Annotated in this window: 20 protein-coding genes and 3 pseudogenes; 13 read left to right on the top strand and 10 right to left on the bottom strand. The window is 68.5% G+C overall.

Features of this window, described 5'->3' with window-relative positions; genetic code table 11:
- The first annotated feature begins 30 nt into the window (after window positions 1–30).
- From ACFY2B_RS41650 to ACFY2B_RS41640, 3 genes are all read left to right on the top strand, one after another.
- Window positions 31–378: a hypothetical protein gene (locus ACFY2B_RS41650; protein ID WP_390768275.1), complete on the top strand. Its 348-nt coding sequence runs from the start codon at window positions 31–33 to the stop codon at window positions 376–378.
- A 279-nt stretch (window positions 379–657) separates the two neighbouring features.
- Window positions 658–1,227, top strand: coding sequence for a TIGR03086 family metal-binding protein (locus ACFY2B_RS41645; protein ID WP_390768274.1), 570 nt, complete (start codon window positions 658–660; stop codon window positions 1,225–1,227).
- Window positions 1,228–1,870: 643 nt separating this feature from the next.
- Window positions 1,871–2,767: a GyrI-like domain-containing protein gene (locus ACFY2B_RS41640; protein WP_390768273.1), complete on the top strand. Its 897-nt coding sequence runs from the start codon at window positions 1,871–1,873 to the stop codon at window positions 2,765–2,767.
- Between the two features lie 257 nt (window positions 2,768–3,024).
- Here ACFY2B_RS41640 and ACFY2B_RS41635 read toward each other — a convergent pair whose 3' ends face one another.
- Entirely contained in the window at window positions 3,025–3,246 is a 222-nt protein-coding gene (locus ACFY2B_RS41635; protein WP_390768272.1) for a hypothetical protein, read from the bottom strand.
- A gap of 121 nt (window positions 3,247–3,367) precedes the next feature.
- The gene (map, locus tag ACFY2B_RS41630; protein WP_390768271.1) at window positions 3,368–4,150 is read right to left on the bottom strand and encodes a type I methionyl aminopeptidase; all 783 of its coding nucleotides are present in this window, start codon (window positions 4,148–4,150) and stop codon (window positions 3,368–3,370) included.
- Between the two features lie 66 nt (window positions 4,151–4,216).
- Here map and ACFY2B_RS41625 point away from each other — a divergent pair.
- Window positions 4,217–4,413 (top strand): annotated as a pseudogene (locus tag ACFY2B_RS41625) (transcriptional regulator); the annotation flags it as partial.
- 174 nt (window positions 4,414–4,587) lie between these two features.
- Window positions 4,588–5,634, top strand: coding sequence for a GNAT family N-acetyltransferase (locus ACFY2B_RS41620; RefSeq protein WP_390768302.1), 1,047 nt, complete (start codon window positions 4,588–4,590; stop codon window positions 5,632–5,634).
- 16 nt (window positions 5,635–5,650) lie between these two features.
- Here ACFY2B_RS41620 and ACFY2B_RS41615 read toward each other — a convergent pair.
- The 5 genes and pseudogenes from ACFY2B_RS41615 to ACFY2B_RS41595 form a co-directional block, all read right to left on the bottom strand.
- Window positions 5,651–5,804: pseudogene (locus tag ACFY2B_RS41615) on the bottom strand (IS630 family transposase); the annotation flags it as partial.
- A gap of 404 nt (window positions 5,805–6,208) precedes the next feature.
- Window positions 6,209–6,775: a Pycsar system effector family protein gene (locus tag ACFY2B_RS41610; RefSeq protein ID WP_390768270.1), complete on the bottom strand. Its 567-nt coding sequence runs from the start codon at window positions 6,773–6,775 to the stop codon at window positions 6,209–6,211.
- 413 nt (window positions 6,776–7,188) lie between these two features.
- Window positions 7,189–8,934 carry an ArnT family glycosyltransferase gene (locus ACFY2B_RS41605; protein ID WP_390768269.1) on the bottom strand — a complete coding sequence of 582 codons (1,746 nt, stop codon included), beginning with the start codon at window positions 8,932–8,934 and terminating at the stop codon, window positions 7,189–7,191.
- Entirely contained in the window at window positions 8,931–9,947 is a 1,017-nt protein-coding gene (locus ACFY2B_RS41600; RefSeq protein ID WP_390768268.1) for a glycoside hydrolase family 26 protein, read from the bottom strand. Before ACFY2B_RS41600 ends, ACFY2B_RS41605 begins: the two co-directional genes overlap by 4 nt.
- Window positions 9,944–11,563 (bottom strand): glycosyltransferase family 2 protein, encoded by a 1,620-nt coding sequence (locus ACFY2B_RS41595; RefSeq protein WP_390768267.1) that lies wholly within the window; start codon window positions 11,561–11,563, stop codon window positions 9,944–9,946. Before ACFY2B_RS41595 ends, ACFY2B_RS41600 begins: the two co-directional genes overlap by 4 nt.
- A gap of 678 nt (window positions 11,564–12,241) precedes the next feature.
- On the opposite strand from ACFY2B_RS41595, the gene ACFY2B_RS41590 reads away from it, so the two are divergent.
- From ACFY2B_RS41590 to ACFY2B_RS41565, 6 genes are all read left to right on the top strand, one after another.
- The gene (locus tag ACFY2B_RS41590; RefSeq protein ID WP_390768266.1) at window positions 12,242–12,664 is read left to right on the top strand and encodes a hypothetical protein; all 423 of its coding nucleotides are present in this window, start codon (window positions 12,242–12,244) and stop codon (window positions 12,662–12,664) included.
- 163 nt (window positions 12,665–12,827) lie between these two features.
- Window positions 12,828–13,100: a hypothetical protein gene (locus tag ACFY2B_RS41585; RefSeq protein ID WP_390768265.1), complete on the top strand. Its 273-nt coding sequence runs from the start codon at window positions 12,828–12,830 to the stop codon at window positions 13,098–13,100.
- 823 nt (window positions 13,101–13,923) lie between these two features.
- On the top strand, window positions 13,924–16,887 hold the full coding sequence (locus tag ACFY2B_RS41580) for an alpha/beta fold hydrolase (protein WP_390768264.1): 2,964 nt from the start codon (window positions 13,924–13,926) through the stop codon (window positions 16,885–16,887).
- Window positions 16,888–17,007: 120 nt separating this feature from the next.
- Window positions 17,008–17,199 carry a hypothetical protein gene (locus ACFY2B_RS41575; protein ID WP_390768263.1) on the top strand — a complete coding sequence of 64 codons (192 nt, stop codon included), beginning with the start codon at window positions 17,008–17,010 and terminating at the stop codon, window positions 17,197–17,199.
- A gap of 48 nt (window positions 17,200–17,247) precedes the next feature.
- The gene (locus ACFY2B_RS41570) at window positions 17,248–18,078 is read left to right on the top strand and encodes a 2OG-Fe(II) oxygenase (protein WP_390768262.1); all 831 of its coding nucleotides are present in this window, start codon (window positions 17,248–17,250) and stop codon (window positions 18,076–18,078) included.
- Window positions 18,079–18,167: 89 nt separating this feature from the next.
- The gene (locus ACFY2B_RS41565; protein ID WP_390768261.1) at window positions 18,168–19,007 is read left to right on the top strand and encodes a PhzF family phenazine biosynthesis protein; all 840 of its coding nucleotides are present in this window, start codon (window positions 18,168–18,170) and stop codon (window positions 19,005–19,007) included.
- A 14-nt stretch (window positions 19,008–19,021) separates the two neighbouring features.
- On the opposite strand, the gene ACFY2B_RS41560 is transcribed toward ACFY2B_RS41565, so the two are convergent.
- Entirely contained in the window at window positions 19,022–19,498 is a 477-nt protein-coding gene (locus ACFY2B_RS41560; protein ID WP_390768260.1) for a RidA family protein, read from the bottom strand.
- A gap of 148 nt (window positions 19,499–19,646) precedes the next feature.
- Between ACFY2B_RS41560 and ACFY2B_RS41555 the strand changes: the two genes are divergently transcribed.
- Together ACFY2B_RS41555 and ACFY2B_RS41550 are read left to right on the top strand one after the other, a co-directional pair.
- Window positions 19,647–19,769: a hypothetical protein gene (locus tag ACFY2B_RS41555; RefSeq protein WP_390768259.1), complete on the top strand. Its 123-nt coding sequence runs from the start codon at window positions 19,647–19,649 to the stop codon at window positions 19,767–19,769.
- Window positions 19,770–20,461: 692 nt separating this feature from the next.
- Complete coding sequence (locus ACFY2B_RS41550; RefSeq protein WP_390768258.1) at window positions 20,462–21,505, top strand: NucA/NucB deoxyribonuclease domain-containing protein; 1,044 nt, start codon at window positions 20,462–20,464, stop codon at window positions 21,503–21,505.
- Between the two features lie 159 nt (window positions 21,506–21,664).
- Here ACFY2B_RS41550 and ACFY2B_RS41545 read toward each other — a convergent pair.
- A pseudogene (locus ACFY2B_RS41545) lies at window positions 21,665–21,907 on the bottom strand (DUF4111 domain-containing protein); the annotation flags it as partial.
- Window positions 21,908–22,261: 354 nt separating this feature from the next.
- Entirely contained in the window at window positions 22,262–22,408 is a 147-nt protein-coding gene (locus tag ACFY2B_RS41540; RefSeq protein ID WP_390768257.1) for a hypothetical protein, read from the bottom strand.
- Window positions 22,409–22,661 lie beyond the last annotated feature (253 nt).

The raw sequence follows: 22,661 nt of genomic DNA, 5'->3' as shown, positions 1-22,661 counted from the left end.
GAAAACAGTCTCATTGCTACCCCCAAGGGTGTGGTAACACGACTGACGCGCCGGCAGCCCCGGCGCATCGGCAGGATCATCACATGGCAGGACAGCCCGCCGCGCCCCTGTTTTCCGGCCCTGTTGGAGAACACCCGACTGCTGGCCAACCCGCTGGCTCCTCCCGACGCCCTCAAGGACCTGAACTGCTGGACCCTCCACCGGCTGAGGCACTCCGCACTCACACACAACGCCGAGGGCGCCACTTCCATCCGCATGCTCCTGGCCCACTCCCGCCCCGCCTCCGTCCGCTCCCTGGAGTGCTGCGCCCGCCCCGGCGTCGACGCGGTCGCCCGGCCCGTCGCGAAACACGACCCCGCTGCACGTCGCCACACATGACTCCGGTCGTTTGCGGCTGGTGTCAGCGTCTTTGCCGGCACGTCGGCCGTGGATTCAGCGTGACTGAGGGATTTTCACCGGGAACCCACGGCGTCTTCTGCGGGCGTGCCCGCAAGTACGGTGGGTCCGTCGTCGTAGATTTTGGTCGGCGGAGCAGGTACCTGCGGCCGCTGCCATTCATCGACGCTGAGCGTTCGCCCGGTCGTCCGATTTCGGCAGGGCTCCGCACCGACGCACATCCCGTGGGCACCCTGACAGATGACACCGTAGTCTCCCCGGATGACTACCGTTTCCGTCGAAGATCTCGCACGGGCATGCAAATCTGTCGGCGACCTGCTTGCCGAGGTCCGCCCCGAGCAGTGGACGGAGCCGACGCCGTGCACGGAATGGAACGTGCGCAAGGTGGTCAGCCACCTGGTCGGCATGGACCTGGTGTTCGCAGCCATGATCGAAGGCGGCCCGATGCCCGAACGCGGAGCAGACCGCCTCGGTGACGACCCGGTCGGCGCCTACCGGTCCTCCAATGCTTCACTGTTGGCAGCTTTCTCCGGCCCTGGGGTGCTCAAGCGACGTTATCGCGGACCCTTGGGGAGCGCCACGGGCGCCGAGCGCTTGCAGATCCGTCTGTACGATCTGCTCGCTCACGGATGGGACCTCGCCCAGGCCACCCAAATCCCTGCCCGGCTGCCCGAAGACCTTGCCGAGCAGGCCCTGGCGTTCGCTCAGGCCCAACTCTCCGCCCAGTCCCGAACCGGAAGATTCGCCGAGCCGCGCCCCGTCGAGGAGACCGCTCCGGCCATTGATCGCCTTGCCGCGTTTCTCGGCCGGTCGGTCCCACCGCAGTTGTGAGACCGATCGAGTGCAACTGGCCGCCCCGAGGCACGGCGCGCTGATGATCTTCGGCCACAATGACGAAATGCCTGCCGTGATCGCCTGACCGGCAGGGGACTCATGCAGTGGGTCGGCGCCGGCGGTCAGTGCTTCGTGTTTCCACAACAGCTACTTCCTGGAAGACTTCGAACCCGGGGAGGAGGAGTACGAAGCCGTTGCAGGACTGTCGCTCCCCCGCCGCGATGGCCACCACCAGGGCTCGCCCGGCCTGTACAAGCTCGCCAACAGTGTCACTGACATGCCGGGGACGGAGCCCCTCGTCGACGGGGCCGGTTCAGCCGAACCAGACGATGTCCAGGACGAACAGGTGGCCGGGTGAGCCGGTTGATGACGTAAGCGACGGACAGCCGGGCGGCCTGTAGACGGAGCCACAATTCAGCGAGCCTCTGAGCGCCTGAGTTGGCCAGTCTGAGTGACCGGCGTGGCCCGACCGGAGGTGGCAATCGGCTGGTGCTCTTCAAGGGGAGACCGAGTCGGGCGGATGACCTGCCGCTCGGCCTTCCGGGCTGCCTCGTGCACCGACTTGATCGGGCACAAGATGTCGGGTCCGGCATGGCAAGTACTGCCTAGCGTGGTGGTCGTCAAGAGGAAGGAGACGGGCATGCTGGAGCGGCTGAACCAGGCCATGGAACACATCGAGCGCCATCTCGACCAGGACATCGAGGTGGAAGAGCTGGCACGCATCGCAGCCACCTCGGAGTACCACCTGCGCCGTATGTTCTCCGCGCTCGCGGGCATACCGCTGTCGGAGTACATCCGACGCCGTCGGCTCACCCTCGCGGGCGCCGAAGTACTCGCGGGGCGTGAGACGCTGTTGGAGATCGCGGTGCGCTACGGCTACAGCTCCGGCGAGGCATTCGCGCGGGCGTTCCGTGCGATGCACGGCATCGGACCGGGTGACGCCCGGCGCACCGGTGCCGAACTCAGCTCCCAGTCCCGGATGGCCTTCCGCCTCACCATTGAAGGGAGTAGCAACATGCGATACCGCGTTGTGGACAAGGCGGACTTCACCGTCGTCGGGCTCAAGACCCGGATACCGCTGGTGCACTCGGGGCCGAACCAGGCGATCACCGACTTTGTCCGCGGGGTCGCCCCGGAGACCCTGGAGCGCCTGGAGAAGCTGTCGGACCAGGAGCCGCACGGCATCGTCGCAGTCTGCGACGACCTGGACCCCAGCCGTGCCGAGGGCACCGAACTCGACTATCACCACGGCGTGATCACCTCCGCGGCCGCTCCCGAGGGCACGACCACGTTGGCCGTCCCGGCCGGCACCTGGGCGGTCTTCACCACCTCCGGGCCAGTGCCGCAGACCATCCAGGAACTGTGGCGGGACGTCTTCACGGAGTGGTTCCCGTCGAACCCGTACCGCAGCCGCATCGGTCCTGAGGTCCTGCGCACCCGCCTGTCGCCGGACAAGACCGAGGCTGACGCCGAACTATGGCTCCCCGTGGAGCCCGAGCACAGCTGCACAAAACAGCAAGCCCCCCGGGGCAAGTGAGTGTGAGCGCCTCGGTTGGCCTATTGGACCAATCGAAGCGCTCACTCACAAGCCCCGGCCCACAGCGCTCAGCCCCTCGCCGCACCGCCCTATCTGCGGCGCCTTCTCCTGGTGTGCGGCGAGCGCGCGGCGGTATCCGTCCGAGGCGGTCTCCGGGGTTCGCACCGGCCCGGCGGCCACGGCCACGCGCCGGCTTCGGCAGGCGTCGATGCCTGACACGCCGGTTCGGTTGGTGCCGTTACCTCCGATGTCTGGGGTCAGCCGCCAGTCTCCTCGGTGCAGGGGAGGCGGAGGGCGTCCAGGGCGGCGATGGCGGCGTGGCCGGTCAGTGCCAGGGCGCCGTCGGCTGTGACGAATACATGCAGTGTTCCGGCGGAGAGGTCGACGGGGTAGTCGGCGGCCTCGGCCCAGCTGGTACAACGCCGGTGAGCGGCCACGGCGGCGCAGGCCCTGCTGCCGCAGGCGCGGGTCTCGCCCACGCCCAGAGTATTCAGCCAGTTTCACGCGAGGCTCTGCCCAACATCGGAGCACGAGTGATACCGGCCGCTCCGATGCTGTACGTGCTCACTGCAACTGGAAGAGGACCATGGGGGGGCGATCTTATGGCTGCGATGGTTTCGGCAACGTGAGGATTTCGGCTCCGTCCTCGGTGATGGCGATCGTGTGCTCACTGTGTGCCGTCCGACAGCCGGTCGCGCTTCGCAGCGTCCACCCGTCGGCATCGGTGACCAATTTGGCGGTGTCCGCCATGACCCACGGCTCCAGTGCCAGCAGCAGCCCGGGGCGCAGTTTGTACCCACGGCCGGGCCGTCCGGTGTTCGAAACGTGGGGGTCCTGGTGCATCGTTGATCCGATGCCGTGCCCTCCGAACTCGGTGTTGATCGCGTATCCGGCCTGGCTGAGGACGGTGCCGATGGCATGGGAGATGTCACCGATGCGCGCTCCGGGGCCGGCGACGGCGATCCCTGCGGCCAGTGCGCGTTCGGTTGCACTGATCATCGCGACGCTCTCCGGGGGCTGCGCGTCGCCCACGATGAAGCTGATGGCGGCGTCTGCAGCGACTCCGCGTTGGGAGACGGCAAGGTCGAGTGTGAGCAGATCGCCGTCGGCGAGCGTGTAGTCGTAGGGCCGTCCGTGGAGCACGGCGTCGTTGACGGCCGTGCAGATGTAGTGGCCGAACGGGCCGCGTCCGAAGGATGGCGCGTAGTCGACGTAGCAGGACGACGCTCCCGCCTCGGCGATCATGGACTTGGCCCACCGGTCGATATCCAGGAGGTTCGTGCCGACCGTACTACGGCCCTTCAGTGTCTGCAGGATGTCTGCGACCAGGGCGCCGGTGTCCTTTGCTCGGGTCAGCCGGGTGGGGTTCAGGATCTCGATCATGCCGCGTCCTTCTCACGCAACCAATAACTATACCGGCAATACTATACCGGTATTAGAATCGGTGTCGTGGTCGGACTGCCGCTCACTCCCCCAGAGGCCGAACGCGAACAGTGCCTCGACGCCCTCCTACGTCGAGCCAGGGGAGAACATTCGATGCTCGATACCGCGCTCGACGCACGTGTCTCACCGGAGACACTCAGGAGGATCGAGTCGGGACGAGGAGCCACCTCGTCTTCCCGACCATCACGGTGATCGCCGATGTCCGGACCGGCCTCATTGTTCACTGCAAGGAAGTTGACGTCCAGGTCGTGGCCGCCTGGTGCTGTGACCGGACAGGCCCATCCACCGGGGCCAGATCGCTCCAAAGGGGTTGCGCGTATGCTTCCCTCCCATTGACTGAGGGGAGTTGCAGAGTGACTCGGTTACATGGACCTGTTTTGCGCACTCAGCGGCTGGTGATGGAGCCGATCCGCCGCGAGGACAGTAACGATCTGTTCAAGGCTGTGGTCAGTCAGGACAGTGTGATGCGGTGGCTGGCGACCGGCCGGGCGGACAGCCGGTCCGCAGCCGAGGCCATGTGCGACGATCACGTCGCACATTGGGCCAGGAACGGCTACGGCGACTTCGCGGTCAGGGACGCAACCAGCCATGCCTTCCTCGGACGGGTGGGACTGCGCAATCGGGCCAGGTACGGGGTCGACCTCGGCTTCGCCATCCATCCGCGGGCACAGGGCCGCGGTATCGCGGCGGAGGCAGGCCGTGCCTGCCTGGACCTGGCATTTCGCCAGCTCAAGCTCCCAGCCGTCTTCGCGTTCGTCCTGCCTGGCAACACGGCCTCGATCGCGGTGCTGCACCGCCTGGGTGCCCAGGAAGCCGGGACCGTCCAGTCCAGCGGCCTGCACTGTGTGCGGTACCGGTTCGATCCCACCGAGTACCCGGCCTCGAAAGCGTCCGCGGTGCAGGGCGGTGATTCAGACCTCCGACTGCACTACGCGCCCGGACCGGGCGACCCAAAGGACACCGCCGCACTCTGCGACGGCCGGCCTGACCCCTTCGGGATCAACGGGCTCGGCCTGGTCTGGTCGGACAAGGAACACACGCTCACGGCTCTCCGTGACAGCCGGCTGGTGGCTTCCGCGGGGTTGCTGCTACGGGAGATGGCATTCGACGGGGCACCGCGTTCCGTCGCCGGGCTGGGCAGCGTGCTGGTGCACCCTGCCCATCGGAGCCGGGGCATCGCCAGGACCATGATCAGCGTCGCGATCGAACACGCACGGGAGGCCGGGGCCGAAACGGTGATGCTGCTCTGCCGCCCGGAACTGGTTCCGTTCTGCACACAGCTCGGCTGGCGCCACATGCCTGTACCGGTCACCTTCCCACAGCCCGTCGGCCCCCGACCCTGCCCGCTGAGCACCATGACGTACGACCTGGCCGACCTGCCCCAGCCCACTGTCAGTGTGGACCTCCAGGGCCTGCCCTTCTGACACACCGGGCAGAGGCTCACCAGCGGCTTCGGACCGCCCCGGCAACAGGGCGTCCGCCCCAGCGGATGCCCCTCTCGCCGCGGATGCACGCGCGTTCCTCGCCTTCCCGCGGCGAACACACGTGGGTGTCGGCCGTTGGTGTTACGCCAGCGAAGGTAGGCATGCATGGCGGGTGAGATCTCAAGACGCAGTGGACATTTCTGACTCATCAGATCCTTGGCATGCCCAAGACTTACTGAACACGGCCGGGCAGCCGAGGTCCGAAGCCGGTCGGCCGGGCTGGTGGCAGTCTGTCCTGTGGCAGACGAGATCAGGGCCCGCCTGGATCGTCCGCGTTCGAAAAGACGTTCCCATCACCCGGGCAGTAGCCGGTCGACTGGTTGCTGACCTCGTGGACGGTCATCGCCGCCGCGTTCGACCAGGCCGACGCCCGCGACCCCGAACACCACCGGAACTGGGTAGTACTGATTGACGGCCCCACCCGCCAGCGGGGGCCCGCGTACTCGTCTGCGCGGGGCCGTCTCCGTTTCCGTGTCGCGGGGTACCGGATGCCCCTCCAATTGGCTGAGCGCGTTCAACCGAAGATGCCCGCCAACGCCACCAACACCGCACCGAGGACGGCGAACGCGAACGACTTCTTCACCCTCTCGTGCTTGGTCCAGGCGATTTCGCTCATGATGACGAGCTGTCTGGACAGCAGGGGGAGCACGTCCTGCTCGCGCAGGGCCGTCTCCAGGCCGGCGGGATCCCAATGGCGAATGTGTCCGAAGAACATGAAGTTGTCGTTACTCCCCGGGTGGATCTCTGATTTGCGCAGCCGGGGAGAGACGACGGTGATGGCGAAGAGGGCCCCGGTGGCCAGTGCCACCACGCCGAGGTAGAAGACCCAGACCGCAAACCCGTCGATCTTTCCGAGTCTTCTTCCGCCTCCGGACAGCGCGGTGATGGCGACCAGGATGGCGGATTCGATGGTCAGCGCGAACGATGCTTTGGCGTCGAATTTTCCAGTCCAGTCCGCCACCGCGGCGTGGATCCGCCATGCCGTGTCCTCGGGGTGGGTGTTGTGCTCACGCGACGCCCCGGCCGCCGGGCGAACGCCCGGCTTTGTTCCGCTCGCCGCCGACTTCCAGCGTCTCCTCACTCCACGAGTTCCTTCCGTCGTCACCGAGCTTCCCGTTATCGGTGATCTTCGGATGGACGGCTCCGGTGACATAGGCCCAATGGAGGGTCAGCCGTCTGCCCCACCGCGCCACCGACACGTCCTGGCCGCCGAACGCAACGAACGCGCGTCCGCAGTGAGGGGGCATCCGCTGGGACGGACGCCCCCTCGCAGTCGCAGCCTCAACTCGGGTGGGCCCTCGCGTCACCTTCGCCAGAACCGGTGGTGCGTCACACCGCTCGTGTCGGCGGGGCGATCACTGGTTTTGTACGCGCGTCACGTCGTCGTTTCGACACGGCTCCGGGCGTCGCACGGCCGTGCGAGGAGGTGATGTTCACGGCTTCGGGAGGCACCTCGGCCCCGGGGTGTGGCGGTCGAACACTGCGGAGGCGTCATCACTTCGTCGGCTGGCGGACCCAGATCTCGAAGTGGCCGGTGCCGGTGGAGGTCTGGTAGGGCAGGGAACTGGTGAGGCGATAGCGGCCGGTCTTGCGCATCTCCTCGCGGACGGCTTGTTCCGCGGGGGCGAGGCCGCCCGCGTAGTTGAGGACCACGCCGTCGAAGTAGCCCGCGTCGATCGCCGCCCGGTAGCCGGGAACGCCCGTCAGGTGGCGGCCGTCGGACGTGGTGTAGTCGATGTAGAAGAAGGACAGCCAGTCCTGATACGACGTCAGGCGGTTCCTGCTGAGGTAGTAGACGGGCCCTTCCTTCGGGTCACCCAGCCAGTGCTGCCCCGGCCGCACGGTGTAGGAGAGCTGTGGGATCAGGTAGCGGGTATCCGGCCAGCTGCCGTAGTACGTGGCGGACTGGTTCATGCCCAGAGTCAGCGCCAGCACGCCGATCGCGATCGCCCACTGCGGGAACTTGAAGTGCGCGCCCATCAGCCGGGTCACCCCGACGCCGGCCATCGGCGCGGCGAAGAACAGACCGAAACCGATGTGCTTCTGCAGGGACGTCTCGGTCTGGAGATGGATCTGGTAGGCGGGCGCGAGCAGTGCGGTCCCGGTCAGCAGTACGCCGGCGCAGGTCCGCCAGCGTCGTCCGGGCACCGCCTGCCGCCACCCCGGTACTTCACTCAGGCGTGCCGTGCGGGCGTACAGCACCGTACCGATTACTGCGACCGCCACCGGCAGCCCGGCCCATCGGCCGGTGTCCTCAAGGATCTGCCAGGCCGGTGTGGTGCCGTGGGTGCGAGCGGTGGTGGTGGACTGGACGGCGCTGAGGTAGCCGCTCGCGAGCAGTCCCGTGACCAGGGTGGCGATGGCGGCGGCCGCGAAGAGAACCCCCCGCAGCAGCGCCTGGCGCGTCCCGTGGTGGCGGTAGGCGGCGAGCACCAGCAACAGGGTGAGCGTCGGCAGGAACAGCGCGGAGGCGTACTTGACGGCGACCGCCAGCGCGGCGACCGGACCGACGGCGGCCACGAGCGCCCAGTGCCGGGGCGCCACGACGACCAGCAGCCAGGCGCTGACGGCGAGCAGACAGACCGCCGGCGCGTCGTAGGTGGCGAAGTTGCCGAGGAACAGCGTGGGCATCGACACCGCGAACAGGAGGGCTGCGCACAGACCTGCGCGCTCGTTGAACAGGCGCCGGGTCACCCCGTACAGACAGCAGGTGGCGGTGAGCATGAACAGCAGGCTCATCGCGCGTGCCCCGGCGAGACCGAGGACCGAGTCGACCGCGGCGGCCAGTACCGGGTAGAGCACCGGGGCGCCGGAGAAGTAGGTGTCAAAACCGCCGTAGTCGGACTGTCCGTAGAAGAGATGCCCGATTTCCACGTGACCGGCGTAGAGGTAGAGCGCCTCGTCCTCGAAGGCCGCGTTGCTCAGCCGTAGCGAGAGCGCGGCCTGGAGCACCAGGACCACCAGGAGCAGTCCGCGGCTGATCAGGCGGCGCCGGCGACCGGCGTCGGCGGCCCACCCCATGCCGGCCACCGGCGGCAGGGTCCAGCCAGGCAGCGGGGGTTCGACGAAGGAGTAGCCGGGGTCGGGGTCGGCAGGCACCGGAGGCAGGACGCGCAGCTGCATGGTGCGCGAACTCAGCGGCTCGGCGCTGCCGTTCGGCTGGGGCGGGATGCGCCTGGCGCGTGTGCCGAACCAGTCGATGGGGCTGTCTTTTCCTGCGCGCTCGTCGGTGTCGCTCATCGCAGCTCCGCCGGGTCGAGGTCGTACTTCTTGTTGCGACCGCCCGCACGGAAGGCGGCGAGCGCCTCGGGGCTGCTGTCGACCCGCCAGTCGGTCTCCTTGTCGAGGTTGAACCAGATGAAGCCCAGCAGATCGGATCGTTCGGCCACCGTGCCGAGCAGCTCGGTGATCTGCGCGGCCTTCCTGGAGCTGGGCTGGGCGCCGGTCTCCGCGAGCAGGAAGGGCCGCTGGGTGAAGGCGCGGATCTCGGTGAAGGTGGGCCCGAACAGCGAGTTGAAGTCGTGGGGTCCGGTCAGCGCGTAGTAGCCGACGACGCCGATCCAGTCGACGTAGCCGTCGCCCGGGTAGTACGGCTTCAGCCGCACGTCGGGCACCGGGTTGATGACGTTGGGGCTCCACACCCAGATCACCGTGGAGACACCCTGGTCCTGGAACAGGTCGTGCACGTGCCGCCAGGCCCGCACGAAGTCGGCGGCGTTCGACTTGTCGGTACCCCACGGGTACCAGCCGCCGTTCATCTCGTGACCGAGGCTGATCGCCACGGGGATGTTCAGGTTGCGCAGCGTCTGTGCGGTCTCGGTGATGTACGCGTCCTGGCTCCCGTCGGCGATCTGCGCGAGCGTCGCCTTGTAGGGCTCCCAGGAGATGTACGGCAGTTGGCCGTTCTGCCAGACGGCACGCGTCTGGTCGGCCTGTAGCTCGTCGCCCCAACCGAGGTAGTACTCCAGCAGGGTGGGCTCTCGGCCCACCGTCTCGGCGTACTGCCGCGCAGCACCGAGGTTTCGGGGGACGTCGTCGAAGGTGGCGCCGAAGTACTTCGCGCTGGGGTGCAACAGCCGTGTGATGTCGTACGGCTGGACGGGCGCGTACGTGGTGCCGCCGCCGGCGAGTGACTGCGCCGGTTGCGCGCCGTTGCCGCCGGCGCCGATCGGGGCGGGTCCGGCGGCCGCGCAGCCCGCCAGGAGCAGCGTGGTCACCACGGCCAGCAGGGCGGATATCCGGGGCCGGGTCACGCGGCCACCTCCTGGGACCGGTTCGGGGCCACCTCTTGGGGCTGTATCAGGACGCGTCCCACGGCGACGGCGTAGAACAGGCCGGAGGCGAGCATGAGCGCGTAGTCCGCGGGGTTGGGGCCGGTCATCCGCCACACGGCGAGGACTGGCCAGAGGACCGCGGTGGGCGCGCTCCACAGCCACATCCCGGCCCAGAACCGGCGGGTCTTGTTCTTCTTCGCGCCGCTCGCCCCGGTGGGCTGCCAGCCCATCGGGCGGCGCCGCAGCACGTCCCAGATCGCGAAGACGTGGGCCCAGCCGTACATCACCCGGGTCGCCCACGCCTCCAGCCGGTAGGGGTTGCGGTGCCACAGCGGGTAGACCACCGTCAGGTACAGGACGCTGGGCAGCACCATCCACATGTTGGTGGCCTGGAGCTGGTCCGGGTAGCGGATCAGCAGGGTGAGCGCGATCAGCGGGGCGGTGAAGGTGAGCAGCGCGGTCTCGATGTAGTAGATGAAGCCGGAGATGTAGCAGAGGCGGCTCGCGAACCGCATGCGTACCCGCCAGAAGTCCTTCAGGCTGCCCAGCATGCTCATCGACGCCATGCACCAGCGGTACTGCTGGTTGTAGTAGGCGCCGACAGTGTCCGGGCAGACACCGGTGGACAGCGCGAGCGGCACGTAGCAGAGGTCCCAGCCACGGGCCCGCAGGTCGAACCCGGTGTGCATGTCCTCGGAATGCTCGATCAGGCTGGTGCCGCCGATCTCCTCCAGCGCGCTGCGCCGGTACACCGCACAGGAGCCCACGCAGATCGAGCCGTCGCTGCGCTGCCGGGAGACCTGGACCGAGCGGTAGAACAGCTCCTGTACGGCTCCCGCCCCGCGTTCGATCCAGTTCTGCTGGTCCAGGACCCGGAAGTACTGCGGTGACTGGACGATCGCGCAGCGCGGATCGGCCTCCAGGTACGGCAGGAGCTCGTGCAGCAGATCGTTACGGGGGGCGAAGTCCGCGTCGAGGATGAGGATCACGTCACCGGAGGAGTTCTCGAAGCCGTGGCGCAGGTTGCCCGCCTTCTTGAACCAGCCCCGGTTGGGCCGCACCAGGTACCGGAAGCCGAAGTCCGCCGCCATGGCGCGGGCCTCGGAACTGTCCCCGTCGTCGAGCACCAGGACGTCGACCCGGCCGGGATAGTGGCCGGCCAGGGTACGGACATGGGTCCAGGTGTTGTGCAGCACCTCGATGGGCTCACCGCAGACCGGCAGGAAGACGTCCACGCTCGGGTGGTGGAGCGGCTGCCATCCGCGCACCATCCTGCGGTGCGCCTTGAGGTCGAAGTTGGGTGTGAAGAGTTCGAGCCGCATCGATATGAGGAAGCCGCAGGCGGCGAGCAGCAGCGTGGGCGCGAAGATCCAGATCCAGGCGCTGTGCCGGGCCGTGTCGAGCTGGCTCAGTATCACGCAGACGAAGCCCGCGAACGAAGTCGACGTCAGCACCCAGGTGTGGCGCTTGACGTAGCCGTACTTCTCCCGGTCGTCCGGGGGCGCCGGCAGCAGTCCTTTCGGCGGGGTGCGGCGACTGCCCTTGGGCGCACGGCGTTGTCCTCCGCCCCGGACCGGGGTCGCGTGGGTGGCCACAGACGACAAGCCCCCTTGATTCTGCGTGGGTTCGGTGAAGAAGACGGTCGCGAAAATAGTAAAGGACGGATGTTTCGTGTCCGAACGCAAGTCCCCTCCTGAGGTACGAAGTCTTCCGGTTTCCGCTCCACAGGCGGCGGGGAGCACCGGCCGCGTCCGGAGGCAGGGGCCGCCGGTCGTCGCCTGCGGGAGCTCACCCGGCCGAGAACTCGTCGGCATGACACCGGCGGGGAAACGGCATGACACCCGCGGGAAAGGCAGGAGCCGCTTCGTGGCACCCGCCCCTTCGACGGTCGGGGACAAGGCCCGAACGCCCGGATCACCGAATTCCGCCCTCACTCGCGCAGCTCGGACACCGACCACAGCACCTTGCGGCTCGACTGGCGTGTCCGGCCGGCGGCCTGCCTGTCCAGCACGTGTGCAGCCCGCCCCCCGACCGGTGTCCGTACCCCTCTTCGGACCGCGCAGGTCAGCACGTGCCGTTCCCGAGAAGCGATTTGGCGACCGTTGAGGGGGTCAGGCATGACGCACGGGTTTTGTCGTGGATCCGTAACAGCGCCGGGCGAAGCGCAACGGGCGCAAAAACCAGTCCATCTAGGAGATCAGCAAGGCGCACCGGGCGCCTTCACCAAAGGGGACGGGTCTCACCAGGCGGAGAGACCCGCGAGAGGGAAGTCCATGACCAGGACGAAGAAGGCCGGACTGAAGGCACGGGGCAGCCGTGTGGCAGTGATCGGTGCGATGGGTCTGGCCGCAGTGACTCTGGCCGCCGTGCCGGCGTTCGCCAAGGGCACTGTCGACATCACGGCGCCGCGCACGGCACATGCCGGCAAGACCATCACGATCAAGGCGCAGGGCGACGACGACAGCGCCGGCTACCTGCATCAGCTGTGCCTGGAGGAGAACGGCTACGGCGAGGGGTGGCACCAGGAAAACTGCAGCGCTCCGGCCAAGGGCGACGCGCGGGTCACCGCACGGGGCACTGCTGCGCGCCGCGGCGACCTGAAATTCCGGGCGGTGCTGTACGGCCTGACCAGCAAGCACGACAACCACCCCGTACGCCTGCACAGCTCTGAGGTGGCAACGGTCCACGTCCGCTGAACCAGCAACCCTTCCGCGCACAACAGGCCAGACGCCTTCTGGCCTAGCTGGAAACACCCAGGGGCCGGTCTCTCAATCTTGAGAAACCGGCCCCTCGAGCTGCTCAGCTCGCAGTCGGCCGCGGCTCCTCCTGCAGGACCGCCGGTCTGTCACGGGTGGTGCGATGTTCGGCCGGATCGCGCTGTACGGGACGCTCGCCGTCGTCACGACCGTGCTCCTTGGCAGCATTGCCGTGTACAGCGGCCTGATCGAGGAGTACCGGCCACCGCGGCTGAGTGGGGAACGGATCGTCGGCACATGGACCGACAGGCAGGGCGGCACGCTCGTCTTCGCCCCGGACGGCACGGTCACCGCGACAGGTGTCAACACCTATTCCCTCGACGACGACTTCAATGACGTGGTGCGGGACTGCACCGCTGCGGGCAGTTGGAAGTAAGACGCCGGCGACAGCCCGTGGGCCCAGGCGATCACGCTGTCGTTCGACGGATGCAGCATGGCGGACTGGAGCGTGGGAGGAACGCCGGACCGACCGACGCTGTACGTATACATCGGCGACCCGGACTCCTGGAACCTGTACACGCTGACTCGGACCGCAGTCACGGCACGTACGCGCGCAGCATGACCGCCGGCTTCCGCACCACGGCCGGCCGACGGTGCCCCCGGTCCAGGAACGCGGTAGCGCGTAGCACACGATCTACCGTGGATCGACGCCGGCTGCGACCCGAGGAACAACGGAGGAACCTCTGACGCGCGTGGAACGTGCCCGTATTTGATGACCGGCAGGCCGGCTCGATCCCGAACACCCGCGGCTGAGACGGGCCCCAGTCGCCGACCCTGAACAGCGGCATCGGCGAGGTGGGCCCGTTCACGATCAGAGCCTCGATGACCTGGCCAGGCGTCAGGGGCGGGCTTGCGGTGGACCGGCACAGGTCGTCGACGAACCCGGCCACGTCGAGCGGGCACAGAAACTCCGCAGCAACAGCGCAGCATCCGGGCACTGCTCCGCCACGGACGTCACCACGCTTCAGGAGTTGCCCCTCGGGCCCTGGCCGCGGGGACCGGGAAGCCATCGACGCGCCCGGACCAGCGCCGCCCCGGCCCCGTCGTCCCCGGTCAGGTCTCTCCATACGGATCATCGGCCCGCGAAGTACGGGTCTAGGGACCTCACGGGCGCCTCGTGCATCATTGAACAGGCTGCTGCTTCACCTCCGATCGATTTCCTTCTGCCGCAACACTCCTTCCGACCGCGGAGGTTCGTGATGGCGTCGATGCGCGTCCACCTCGTGCTCGTGCACGGTCTGTTCTCCTCCGCGAAGGTGTGGGACACGTTCGCCACGCTCATCCGTACCGATCCTGAACTGGCCGACCGGGTCGACGTCCACCCCTTCGAGTACGACTCCCCGCTCGTCCGGCTCCGCCCGGACCGCCGGGTCGCCGAGACCGACGACATCGCCGACCAGCTCGGGACCTTCCTGGAGACCCGGCTCCCGGACGCCGAGCGGATCGTGCTCGTCACCCACAGCCAGGGCGGCCTGGTCGTCCAGCGCTTCCTGGCTCGCAAGCTGTGGCACGGCGAGGGCGCCGACCTGGCCCGTATCAAGAACTTCACCATGTTCGCCTGCCCCAACACCGGTTCGGGCTTCTTCCTCACTGTCCGCAAGTGGCTCAAGATCTGGCGCAACCCGCAGGAGCAGCAGCTCAGGCCGTTCGACCGAGCAGTGACGGAGGCTCAGCGAACCGTCCTCAGCGCGGTCGTGCACGCCAGAGGCCACAGCGACCAGGAGTGCCCCATACCCGTGCGGGCCTACGGCGGGACCTCCGACGAGATCGTGCCGCCCGTCGTCGCCCGGGGTGTCTTCCCCAAGGGCGGGGTGATCACCGCGGACCACTTCTCCATCGTCCAGCCCGCCGACCGTACCTCCGCCTCCTACCTCGCCGTCCGCGCGGCCGTACTGGAGGCCGCACGGGACGCCCCCGAGCCGGCAGACGCCCTCCCCGCGCCGACGGACGCCCGTCCCCTCGTCGTCCCCCGGCCGGGCATCCCCGCCGACGGCGCGCCGGGCAGGACCGACACCACGGCCGTCGAGGACCCGGACCTCGCCCCTTTCCCGCCGCCGCCGTACGCGCAACTGGAGGACGGCCAGTTGAAGGGTGAGGACCGGCGCAGGCTGGTCGCTCACCTCCTGTCCGGACAGGCCCGCAGGAACGTCCACGTCGTGGCGGGCCTGGGCGGGTCGGGCAAGAGCCGCATCGCCCTGGAGGCGGCCGACCGCGCCCGGCGCGCCGGGCACCGCGTCTGGTGGGTGTCCGCGCCCGAACTCAACCTCCGGATGCGCATGATCGCCCGCGATCTCGGCGCTCCGTCGATCACCGTGGAACGGGCCTGGCTCGTGGGCACGGCCATGGACCTGGTCTGGACCCTCCTGGACGCCTGCCCGGATCCCTGGCTGCTGGTCTTCGACAACGCCGACGACCCCGAGCGGCTGGGCCCCCGCGACGGTCCCGTCGTCGGCGGCAGCAGTTGGCTGCGCACCCCGCGCAACGCGCAGGGCACCGTGATCGTCACCAGCCGGGTGCGCAGCAGGTCCGCCTGGGGCGACGCCGCGTACATCCACCAGGTGCTGCCGCTCGACGAGGACGACGGCGCCTCCATGCTGCTGGAGCGCACGGGCGGCCTCGGTGGCACCAACGAGGAGGCACGAAAGCTGTCGCGGCAGCTCGGCGGGTTGCCGCTCGCCCTTCGCCAGGCCGCTGACGTGATCAAGACCGTCCATCAGAGCAAGGTTTCCCTGGACAGTGACATCAGGGACTTCGAGGCGTTCCGCCGTACCGTCGCCCCGCGCGAGGACGCCGTCGCCGACCAGGACGGACCGCATCTGAGCGAACTCCTCGGCAAGGAGATCGTGGAGAAGGTCTGCGGGATCGGCCTGGACCTGCTCACCCAGCACGAGCTTCCGCAGGCTCCCGCCCTGCTGAAGGTCCTCGCCTGCCTCAGCATCGCCCCCGTCCCCTACCGCTGCCTGCTCACCGACACCGTGCTCGCCCAGTCTCCGCTCTTCCCCGGTGCCACCCCCGCGAGCATCAGCGCGGCCCTGGCCGGCCTGGAGGAGCTGGGCCTGGTCGACGCCTACGAACGCGAGGGTGTCACCGACCGCAGACTGGCCGGCCTGCTGACACTGCACCCCGTCGTGCACGGCGTCCTGCGCGAGGACGAGGAGGTGCAGCGGCGCCCGGCCGACCACTACGGCCTGGCCGTACGCATGCTCCGGTCCGTCACCCTGCACTGCAACCCCGACCACCCCGCCAACTGGCCCCTGTGGGAGGCGCTCAGCCCGCACGCCCTTGAGGTGTCCCGGGCCTGCCTGCTCGGCGACCTCAAGCTCTCCGACCGCACGGTGCGCACCGAGGCCCTGGAACTGGCCCGGCTGACCGCTCGCTACCTCATCGCCACCGGACTGCTCGGACCCGCCTACGACCTCGTCGTCCCGCTCGTCGAACGCTGCACCTGCTACGGCTTCGACAGCGACGACCGCGAGATCCTCGGCCTGCGCCATGAGCAGGGGCGCATCCACCTCGACCGGGAGCAGTTGCCCCAGGCCGAGGAGGTGCTGGCCCTGGTGGTGCGGGCGCGGACCCGGATCCTCGGCGAGGACCATGCCGACACCCTGGCCAGTCGGCACAAGCTCGCCCGCACCATCAACGAGCAGTCCGGCCGGGAGCGCGAGGCCGAGGTCATGCTGCGTTCCATCGTCGAGGCGGAGAACGAGGTGCGCGGCCCCGAGCACTACGACACCCTCGTGGTGCGCCACACCCTGGCCCGTACGATGGTGGCCCTCGGATCCCACCAGGAGGCCGAGGCGGAGGCGCGGAAGATCCTCAGCATCAGCCGCCGCAACCACTGGCCGCCCGCCACCCCCGAAACCCTCCGCGTGCAGGAGACCCTGACCCACGCGCTGCTGCGCCAGGACCGCGGGGACGAGGCGGAGCAGGTCATCCGCGAGGCCCTGCGGGACGCCTCCCAGCCGGTGGACTCCAACCTCGTGATGCGACTGCGCTTCACCTTCGTCCTCGTACTCCTGGGAATACGCGGTCGTACCCCCGAAGCGGTGAACGAACTGCGCGCCCTGGTGCACGATCTGGACCGGGTGGTGAACACCGAACACCCTCTGTCGGTGCAGGCCCGAGGGCTGCTGGAGACGGCTGTGCGGGAGATGCCGACCTGAAACCCGTTTCTCGCAAGGGAGTTGGGTCGATTTTCCTTCGGGGTGGTGGGCTTGCGCGTAGCCTGACAGTGCCTCACCCTGTGTGACGCGTCCCCTACCGAAGCGCGCGGAGGTCCGTCGATGACTTCTCTTCCCCCTGACACCGACGACGAGCAGGCCCTGACATGGGGCCCGCCGGGCAGCGAGCTGGAGGAGATGCAGGCGGAGTTCGGGCGGCGCATCGCGATGGAGGCGCTGGAGGCCGGGCGCCAGGCACTCGAATTCGACGCGAAGACCGCGTTCCGTACCACCAGCGGAGCGCATCCGGGTTAGGCGTCGCGGTCTCGCCACCGTCGTCCACACGTGCCAGGGGGCTCACGAATGGCATCAGGGAACTCCGTCCAGGGCTTGGCGGCGACACCGTCGCACGACCCCTTTTTCCGTGTCGCCACCGCGTCCGCCTTCACCCACGATCTGCTCGCCGGCCTCGCCGCAGGACGGCACGCGGCGATCCGGGTGCCCGGCTTCCTGCCTCGCGAGCGGTGCGAAGAAGTGCTCACCGCCCTGGAGGAGCGGGCCTTCGACTCCTACGGCAGCGCCCGTGTGCAGCCGCAGGTCATGCGGTTCGGCGTGGGCGTCAGCGACCACATGGCGGACGGCGGGGTCGCCGACGCCTACTGGAAGGCCCTGGAGGGGCATCGCGCGGCCTGGAAGGGGCTCGGCCTGTCCTTCGACCCGTTCCTCGTCTGCCGGGAGGGGCTCGGCGCCGACTGGCCCGGTGGCGTGGAGGTCGGCCGCAGGGGCGGACGCGAGCTGGGCGACGGCGTCGCCCGGGAACCCAATCAGGGCTTCCTGGTCCACTTCGACGACGCGCTGCGCGAGTACGCAGGCGATCTGCTGGACACGCCCCTGATCGGCCAGTTCGCCTTCAACCTCTACCTCGCCGTGCCGCCGTCGGGTGGCGAGACGGTCCTGTGGCGGCACCGATGGCGTCCCGAGGACGAGGCCCACAGGCGACCCGCCTCCTACGGGTACGACGAGACGGTGGTCCGTGGCGCCGAGTCCCTGGAGATCTCCCCGCGGTTCGGCGAAGCCCTGCTGATCGACCCGCGCTGGTTCCACGCGGTGCGGCCCAGCCGGGGCGGCCGCAGGATCGCACTGGGGTTCGCGGTGGGACTCACCTCCTCGGGCCGCCTGCTGACCTGGGCCTGAGCACCGCGCCTTCGAATGAACGGACTTGATGTGTCGTCAACTGGCCACGGTTTTTGACGTCTCAGTGACCGAGTCGATACGTTGTGTCAATGGACATCTTGCGGTATGTGGCGTTCAGTGTCGATCCGGCCGGCGGCAACCCGGCGGGCGTGGTATTGGACGCCTCGGGCATGGACGAGGCGACGATGGGCGCCGTCGCGGCGGAGGTCGGGTACTCGGAGACGGCCTTCGCCACCCCCCGCCCGGACGGCACGCTCGACGTCCGCTACTTCAGCCCGAAGGCCGAAGTGTCCTTCTGCGGCCATGCGACCATCGCCACCGCCGTCGCCCACGCCGACCGACACGGCGTCGGCGACCTGCTGCTGCACACCATGGCCGGTCCGGTCCCGGTGACCACCTCGACCCGCCCCGACGGCTCCCTGGTGGCCACCCTGGTGAGCGTCGAGCCCCGGACCGCGGAGATCACCGACTCCGATCTAGCCGAACTGCTGGACGCGCTGCGCTGGTCCGCGACCGACCTGGCCCCGGCCCTGCCGCCGCGCGCCGCCTACGCGGGCGCCTGGCACCCGGTCATCGCGTCGGCCGACCGCGCGCGCCTCGCCGACCTCGACTACGACATGCCCGCGCTCGGCGCCCTCATGGCCCGCCGGGACTGGGCCACCGTCGCCCTGGTGCACCGCGAGACGGACACCGTGTTCCACGCCCGCAATCCCTTCCCGCCCGGTGGCGTCGTCGAGGACCCGGCCACCGGTGCCGCGGCGGCGGCCCTCGGCGGGTATCTCCGCGACCTGGGTCTCGTCGACCCGCCCGCGGTGCTGACCATCCACCAGGGCGTCGACATGGGTCGGCCGAGTCTGCTCACGGTGGGCATCCCGGCGGACCCGACCGGCGGCATCGAGGTGACCGGCACGGCTGTCCCCATCGCCTGACCGGAGACGGACCGCTACCGTCCACCCTCCTCATCGACCTCCAGCACGACCTCGATCTCCACCGGCGCGTCCAGCGGCAGGACATCCATGCCGACCGCACTGCCCACCGGGCGGCCCGCCGACCCGAACACCTCGGCGAGCAGTTCACCGGCCCCTTCCACCACCGTGGCCTGCCCGAGGAAACCGGGCGCCGAGGCCACGTACCCCACCACCTTCACCGCTCGGACCACCGCCTCCAGCGGGGCGACCGAGCCCGCGGCGGCCAGCGCCGCCAGCGCGCACTGCCTGCTCAGCTCTCGCGCCCGTTCCGGCGACACCTCCGCACCGACCCGGCCGGTCGCCGTCAGCTTCCCACCGGTGAGCGGAATCTGGCCGGCGACGAAGACGAATCTGCCGCTGCGCACGGCGGGCACGTAGGCGCCTTTGGGGGCGCTCACCTCGGGCAGTCCCAGCCCCAACTCGGCGAGCCGCGCGCGGACGTCAGTCGGCATGTCCCCTCCTGGCAACCTGGACGAAGGGGGCCATCGTCCCACCACCGGCGCCCCACCGGGACGGACTCGCCGCTTGCGCCGACGGCGACGGCGCGGCTCTGCTACGCGGCACCGCCGCCGCCTGGAGAAAAGCGACCCCGTTCAGCCGTTGAGTCCGGCAGTTCCGGAACCCGGCGAGGTCGTGTCCCGGGACCGCGCACCGTTCTTCGCCAAGGACGCCGGCAACCAGCGTCTACGGGAGATCGCCGCCGAAGCTCTCAAGGAGGTGTAGTTCCGGCACGGCAGCCGCCGCACCGCGATCAATGTACTCCGGCCTGGCCCCGTTCCAGATCCTGGCTGTATCCCGTCCCCCTGAAGCACAACTAGACCCGGACTTCGCGGGTCGTCCTTTTAGGTCTGCGGCCAGCGGGTTCGTGTGATGTCGGTGTCGAGTAGGTCGAGGAGGTGGAGTTGAACGCCACGGGTGATCTGGACGGTGGGCGGCTCGGTGACGCTGCCGAATCGTTGTCCGTTCCATGATTGCGGGCCGGTCCGCCTCAACTGCACGTGCCGCAAGGTGCAGTGCGGTTCCCCGACCCACGTAGCCGTTGGACGTTCCCAGTCCCGGCCACTTGCTGGCGGAGTCGTTCAATCTTCACGTGCTGGGCTGCGAGCCGGGACAGGGCTCGCTGCTTGAACTGCCGGTCGGCAGGGGAGCCACAGCGGCGTACCGCATGAAAGCCCATCGCCGCACCCAGCATCGGCACCGCCCCGTCGCTCCACTCACCCGGATTCCCCTCCCCCGACCGGTCCGCGCTGTCCGGGACAGATCCGCTCACCAGCCCTGACAGAGTCGGACGTGTCCGGGACAGGGCGAACGAGTACCCCGGCAGTCCCCTCACTGGCACCCTCTCTTCCATCGCAGACGAACCGCAGACGAAGCGGCGCCTGTTGAGGACTGAGGGGGAAAAGATGTACAGAGGTATGACGCTGGCCGCGGCCACCGCGGTGGTGACGCTGGCCTTGCCGGCCGGCGCCGCGACGGAAGCCAGTGCCGGAAGTGCCGCTACCCAGAAGGTCAGCGTTCAGCTCACAGCACCTGTCACCGCCGCGCCGCTCAGGGCGGACAACGCCCTGCTCGCTGCCGACCCGAACAATCCGAAGCCAGTGTCCTGCGCGGCCAGGACTGCCAAGATCAACCGTACGTCCCATTGCTATCGGAACGAGTGGCCCGTAGAACTCCAGAACGAAGCAACGGGAAAGATCGAGGGACGCGCTCGGCTCCATGTGAACATCAAGGTCAGGCTCGATCCGCGCAACCGCCACAAGTGGCAGCACAGCATCGCCCTGAAGATCACCGATCCGCAAGGCCCCATGGCGCTCGCGATCGTGGGCAGTGCGGACCTGAAGTGCGGCGCCTGCACCTTCAACCGCCAGTACCCGCAACCGCTGCCGCCCAACATCTCCAAGACGTTCACCATGACGGTCTCCTCGCCCCACGACGTCACCATGGTGGACAAGATGCAGACCTACGTGGCCCTCACCGCGCCGAACGCGGCGAACGTGGACGCGCAACCCGTCGGCCCCGATCTGCACGTCCGTTGCGACAACACGCCCCGGATCAGCCCGCAGGAAAAGGGCGGTTGCGTCTACCCGGACGTCAAGCCGACGTACTTCATTTCCCGCAGCCACAGCGTCTACGGCCCGGTGGCCAAGCACATCACCCAGGCGCAGAGTCGACTCATCCAAGCATGGGGACTCAAAGGGCGAGGCCCGGCCCTCACGATCACCCGGGACGACAGACTCAACAACCGCAACCGCAGGGCGGCGTGCGGGAACAGCCCCCGGCCCAGCTGCGACGAGTACCCCTTCGCCTCCACCTATGAGGGCGCGTTCCGCAACAAGGACTACTCCACCAGGACGGTCCCGCTCACATCCAACACAAGAGAGGGCAACTACCGCCAGCAGTGGTATAACCGGAACCGTCTCCTTGAGTCCGATGCCTTCTGGGTGCAGCCCACCCGCTGAGAGAAAACGGTCGCCTACCGGCCAGGCAGGCCGGACAGGGCGCCGACGTACGCGACTACATCCTCTGGCCGGCCGGAACTGGTCGACCTCGGCATGCCCCTCTTCACCGACCAGCACCTTCTCCACCAGCGGGTTGATACGGATGAGTACGTCGTCGACGTGCGGCCGCACCTGGGACCTCAGCCCATCGCACCATGCCTCGTCCTCGTAGCGGCAGGTGCGGTACAGGTCCCGTGCGTACTCCAGGACGGGGCGATGCTCCACAAGCAGGCGGGCGAGGGCCCAGTCAGCGGCTGCGTCTTTCGGTCTGATCTCCCCCGTGACGAGGGTGGCCCAGATGCGGGCCAGCGTCAGCAGGACGTTTCGGGTGTCCCCGTCCAGCTCGGCCAGGAGCTCGGGGATACCCGCGACACCCGCCCAAGGTCGGCGTGCGGCCCGGAGTCAAGGACCTCGGCAGGACGCGGCCCTGTCAGGGGACGGTCACCGGCAAGGACCATCGTGCGCACAAGGGCCAGGTCAGACATCGGCAGGGGCTGCGAAGTGGCGCGGGCCCTGAAGTCCTCGCACAGCCACTCGCCGCAGAGATAGTCCCCGATCGGAGGGAACCGCCAAGGGCGGACCTCCGATTGGACAACAACAGTGAGCTCAACCGGCCGGACACCGGGCGTCAGGCCGCAGATCTCCAGCAGGCCCTCGACCAGCGTCCGCCGCTTTCGCTCTCCAAGACTCACCTGTGTCACGGCGAGGACGTCCAGGTCACTGGCGGCAAAGACCACCGAGCACGGAGGAGCCATGGAGGTACGTTCCCACGAACTCCGGCCCCACGACGTTCCCGACAAACCCGACGGTCTGCTCAAGCTGACCCATCAGCCTCGAACCCCTGTCGGCGTTGATGTCGATCACTGACCAAGTGTCCCTTCATCAACACCTTTATCGAATATCCCTCTGCGAATGTGCTCATATAGACATCTAGGGTACTTGTGGGTCAGAGAGCGCTCATAGTAGCCGTAGACGGTGCCGTCCTGCTCACTGACCTGGTCGGCGAAGGTGAAGCCCGCCTAAGGGCGTGCAGATCTTTAACTCGTGGCTTTCCGCTCGCTGATTCGTTGGTCTGGCATGAGCAGTTTGGAAGCACAACGGGCCGTGCTGGCAGTCA

It is taken from the genome of Streptomyces sp. NPDC001270 (genome assembly GCF_042896695.1).
Lineage (GTDB): Bacteria > Actinomycetota > Actinomycetes > Streptomycetales > Streptomycetaceae > Streptomyces.
This window is presented reverse-complemented; position numbering and strand designations above follow the sequence as displayed.

Coding starts and splice junctions, on each gene's coding strand:
- ACFY2B_RS41645 (WP_390768274.1), top strand. CDS start 658: ATGACTACCGTTTCCGTCGAAGATCTCGCACGGGCATGCAAATCTGTC.
- ACFY2B_RS41640 (WP_390768273.1), top strand. CDS start 1,871: ATGCTGGAGCGGCTGAACCAGGCCATGGAACACATCGAGCGCCATCTC.
- map (WP_390768271.1), bottom strand. CDS start 4,150: ATGATCGAGATCCTGAACCCCACCCGGCTGACCCGAGCAAAGGACACC.
- ACFY2B_RS41605 (WP_390768269.1), bottom strand. CDS start 8,934: ATGAGCGACACCGACGAGCGCGCAGGAAAAGACAGCCCCATCGACTGG.
- ACFY2B_RS41590 (WP_390768266.1), top strand. CDS start 12,242: ATGACCAGGACGAAGAAGGCCGGACTGAAGGCACGGGGCAGCCGTGTG.
- ACFY2B_RS41585 (WP_390768265.1), top strand. CDS start 12,828: ATGTTCGGCCGGATCGCGCTGTACGGGACGCTCGCCGTCGTCACGACC.
- ACFY2B_RS41580 (WP_390768264.1), top strand. CDS start 13,924: ATGGCGTCGATGCGCGTCCACCTCGTGCTCGTGCACGGTCTGTTCTCC.
- ACFY2B_RS41575 (WP_390768263.1), top strand. CDS start 17,008: ATGACTTCTCTTCCCCCTGACACCGACGACGAGCAGGCCCTGACATGG.
- ACFY2B_RS41570 (WP_390768262.1), top strand. CDS start 17,248: ATGGCATCAGGGAACTCCGTCCAGGGCTTGGCGGCGACACCGTCGCAC.
- ACFY2B_RS41565 (WP_390768261.1), top strand. CDS start 18,168: ATGGACATCTTGCGGTATGTGGCGTTCAGTGTCGATCCGGCCGGCGGC.
- ACFY2B_RS41560 (WP_390768260.1), bottom strand. CDS start 19,498: ATGCCGACTGACGTCCGCGCGCGGCTCGCCGAGTTGGGGCTGGGACTG.
- ACFY2B_RS41550 (WP_390768258.1), top strand. CDS start 20,462: ATGACGCTGGCCGCGGCCACCGCGGTGGTGACGCTGGCCTTGCCGGCC.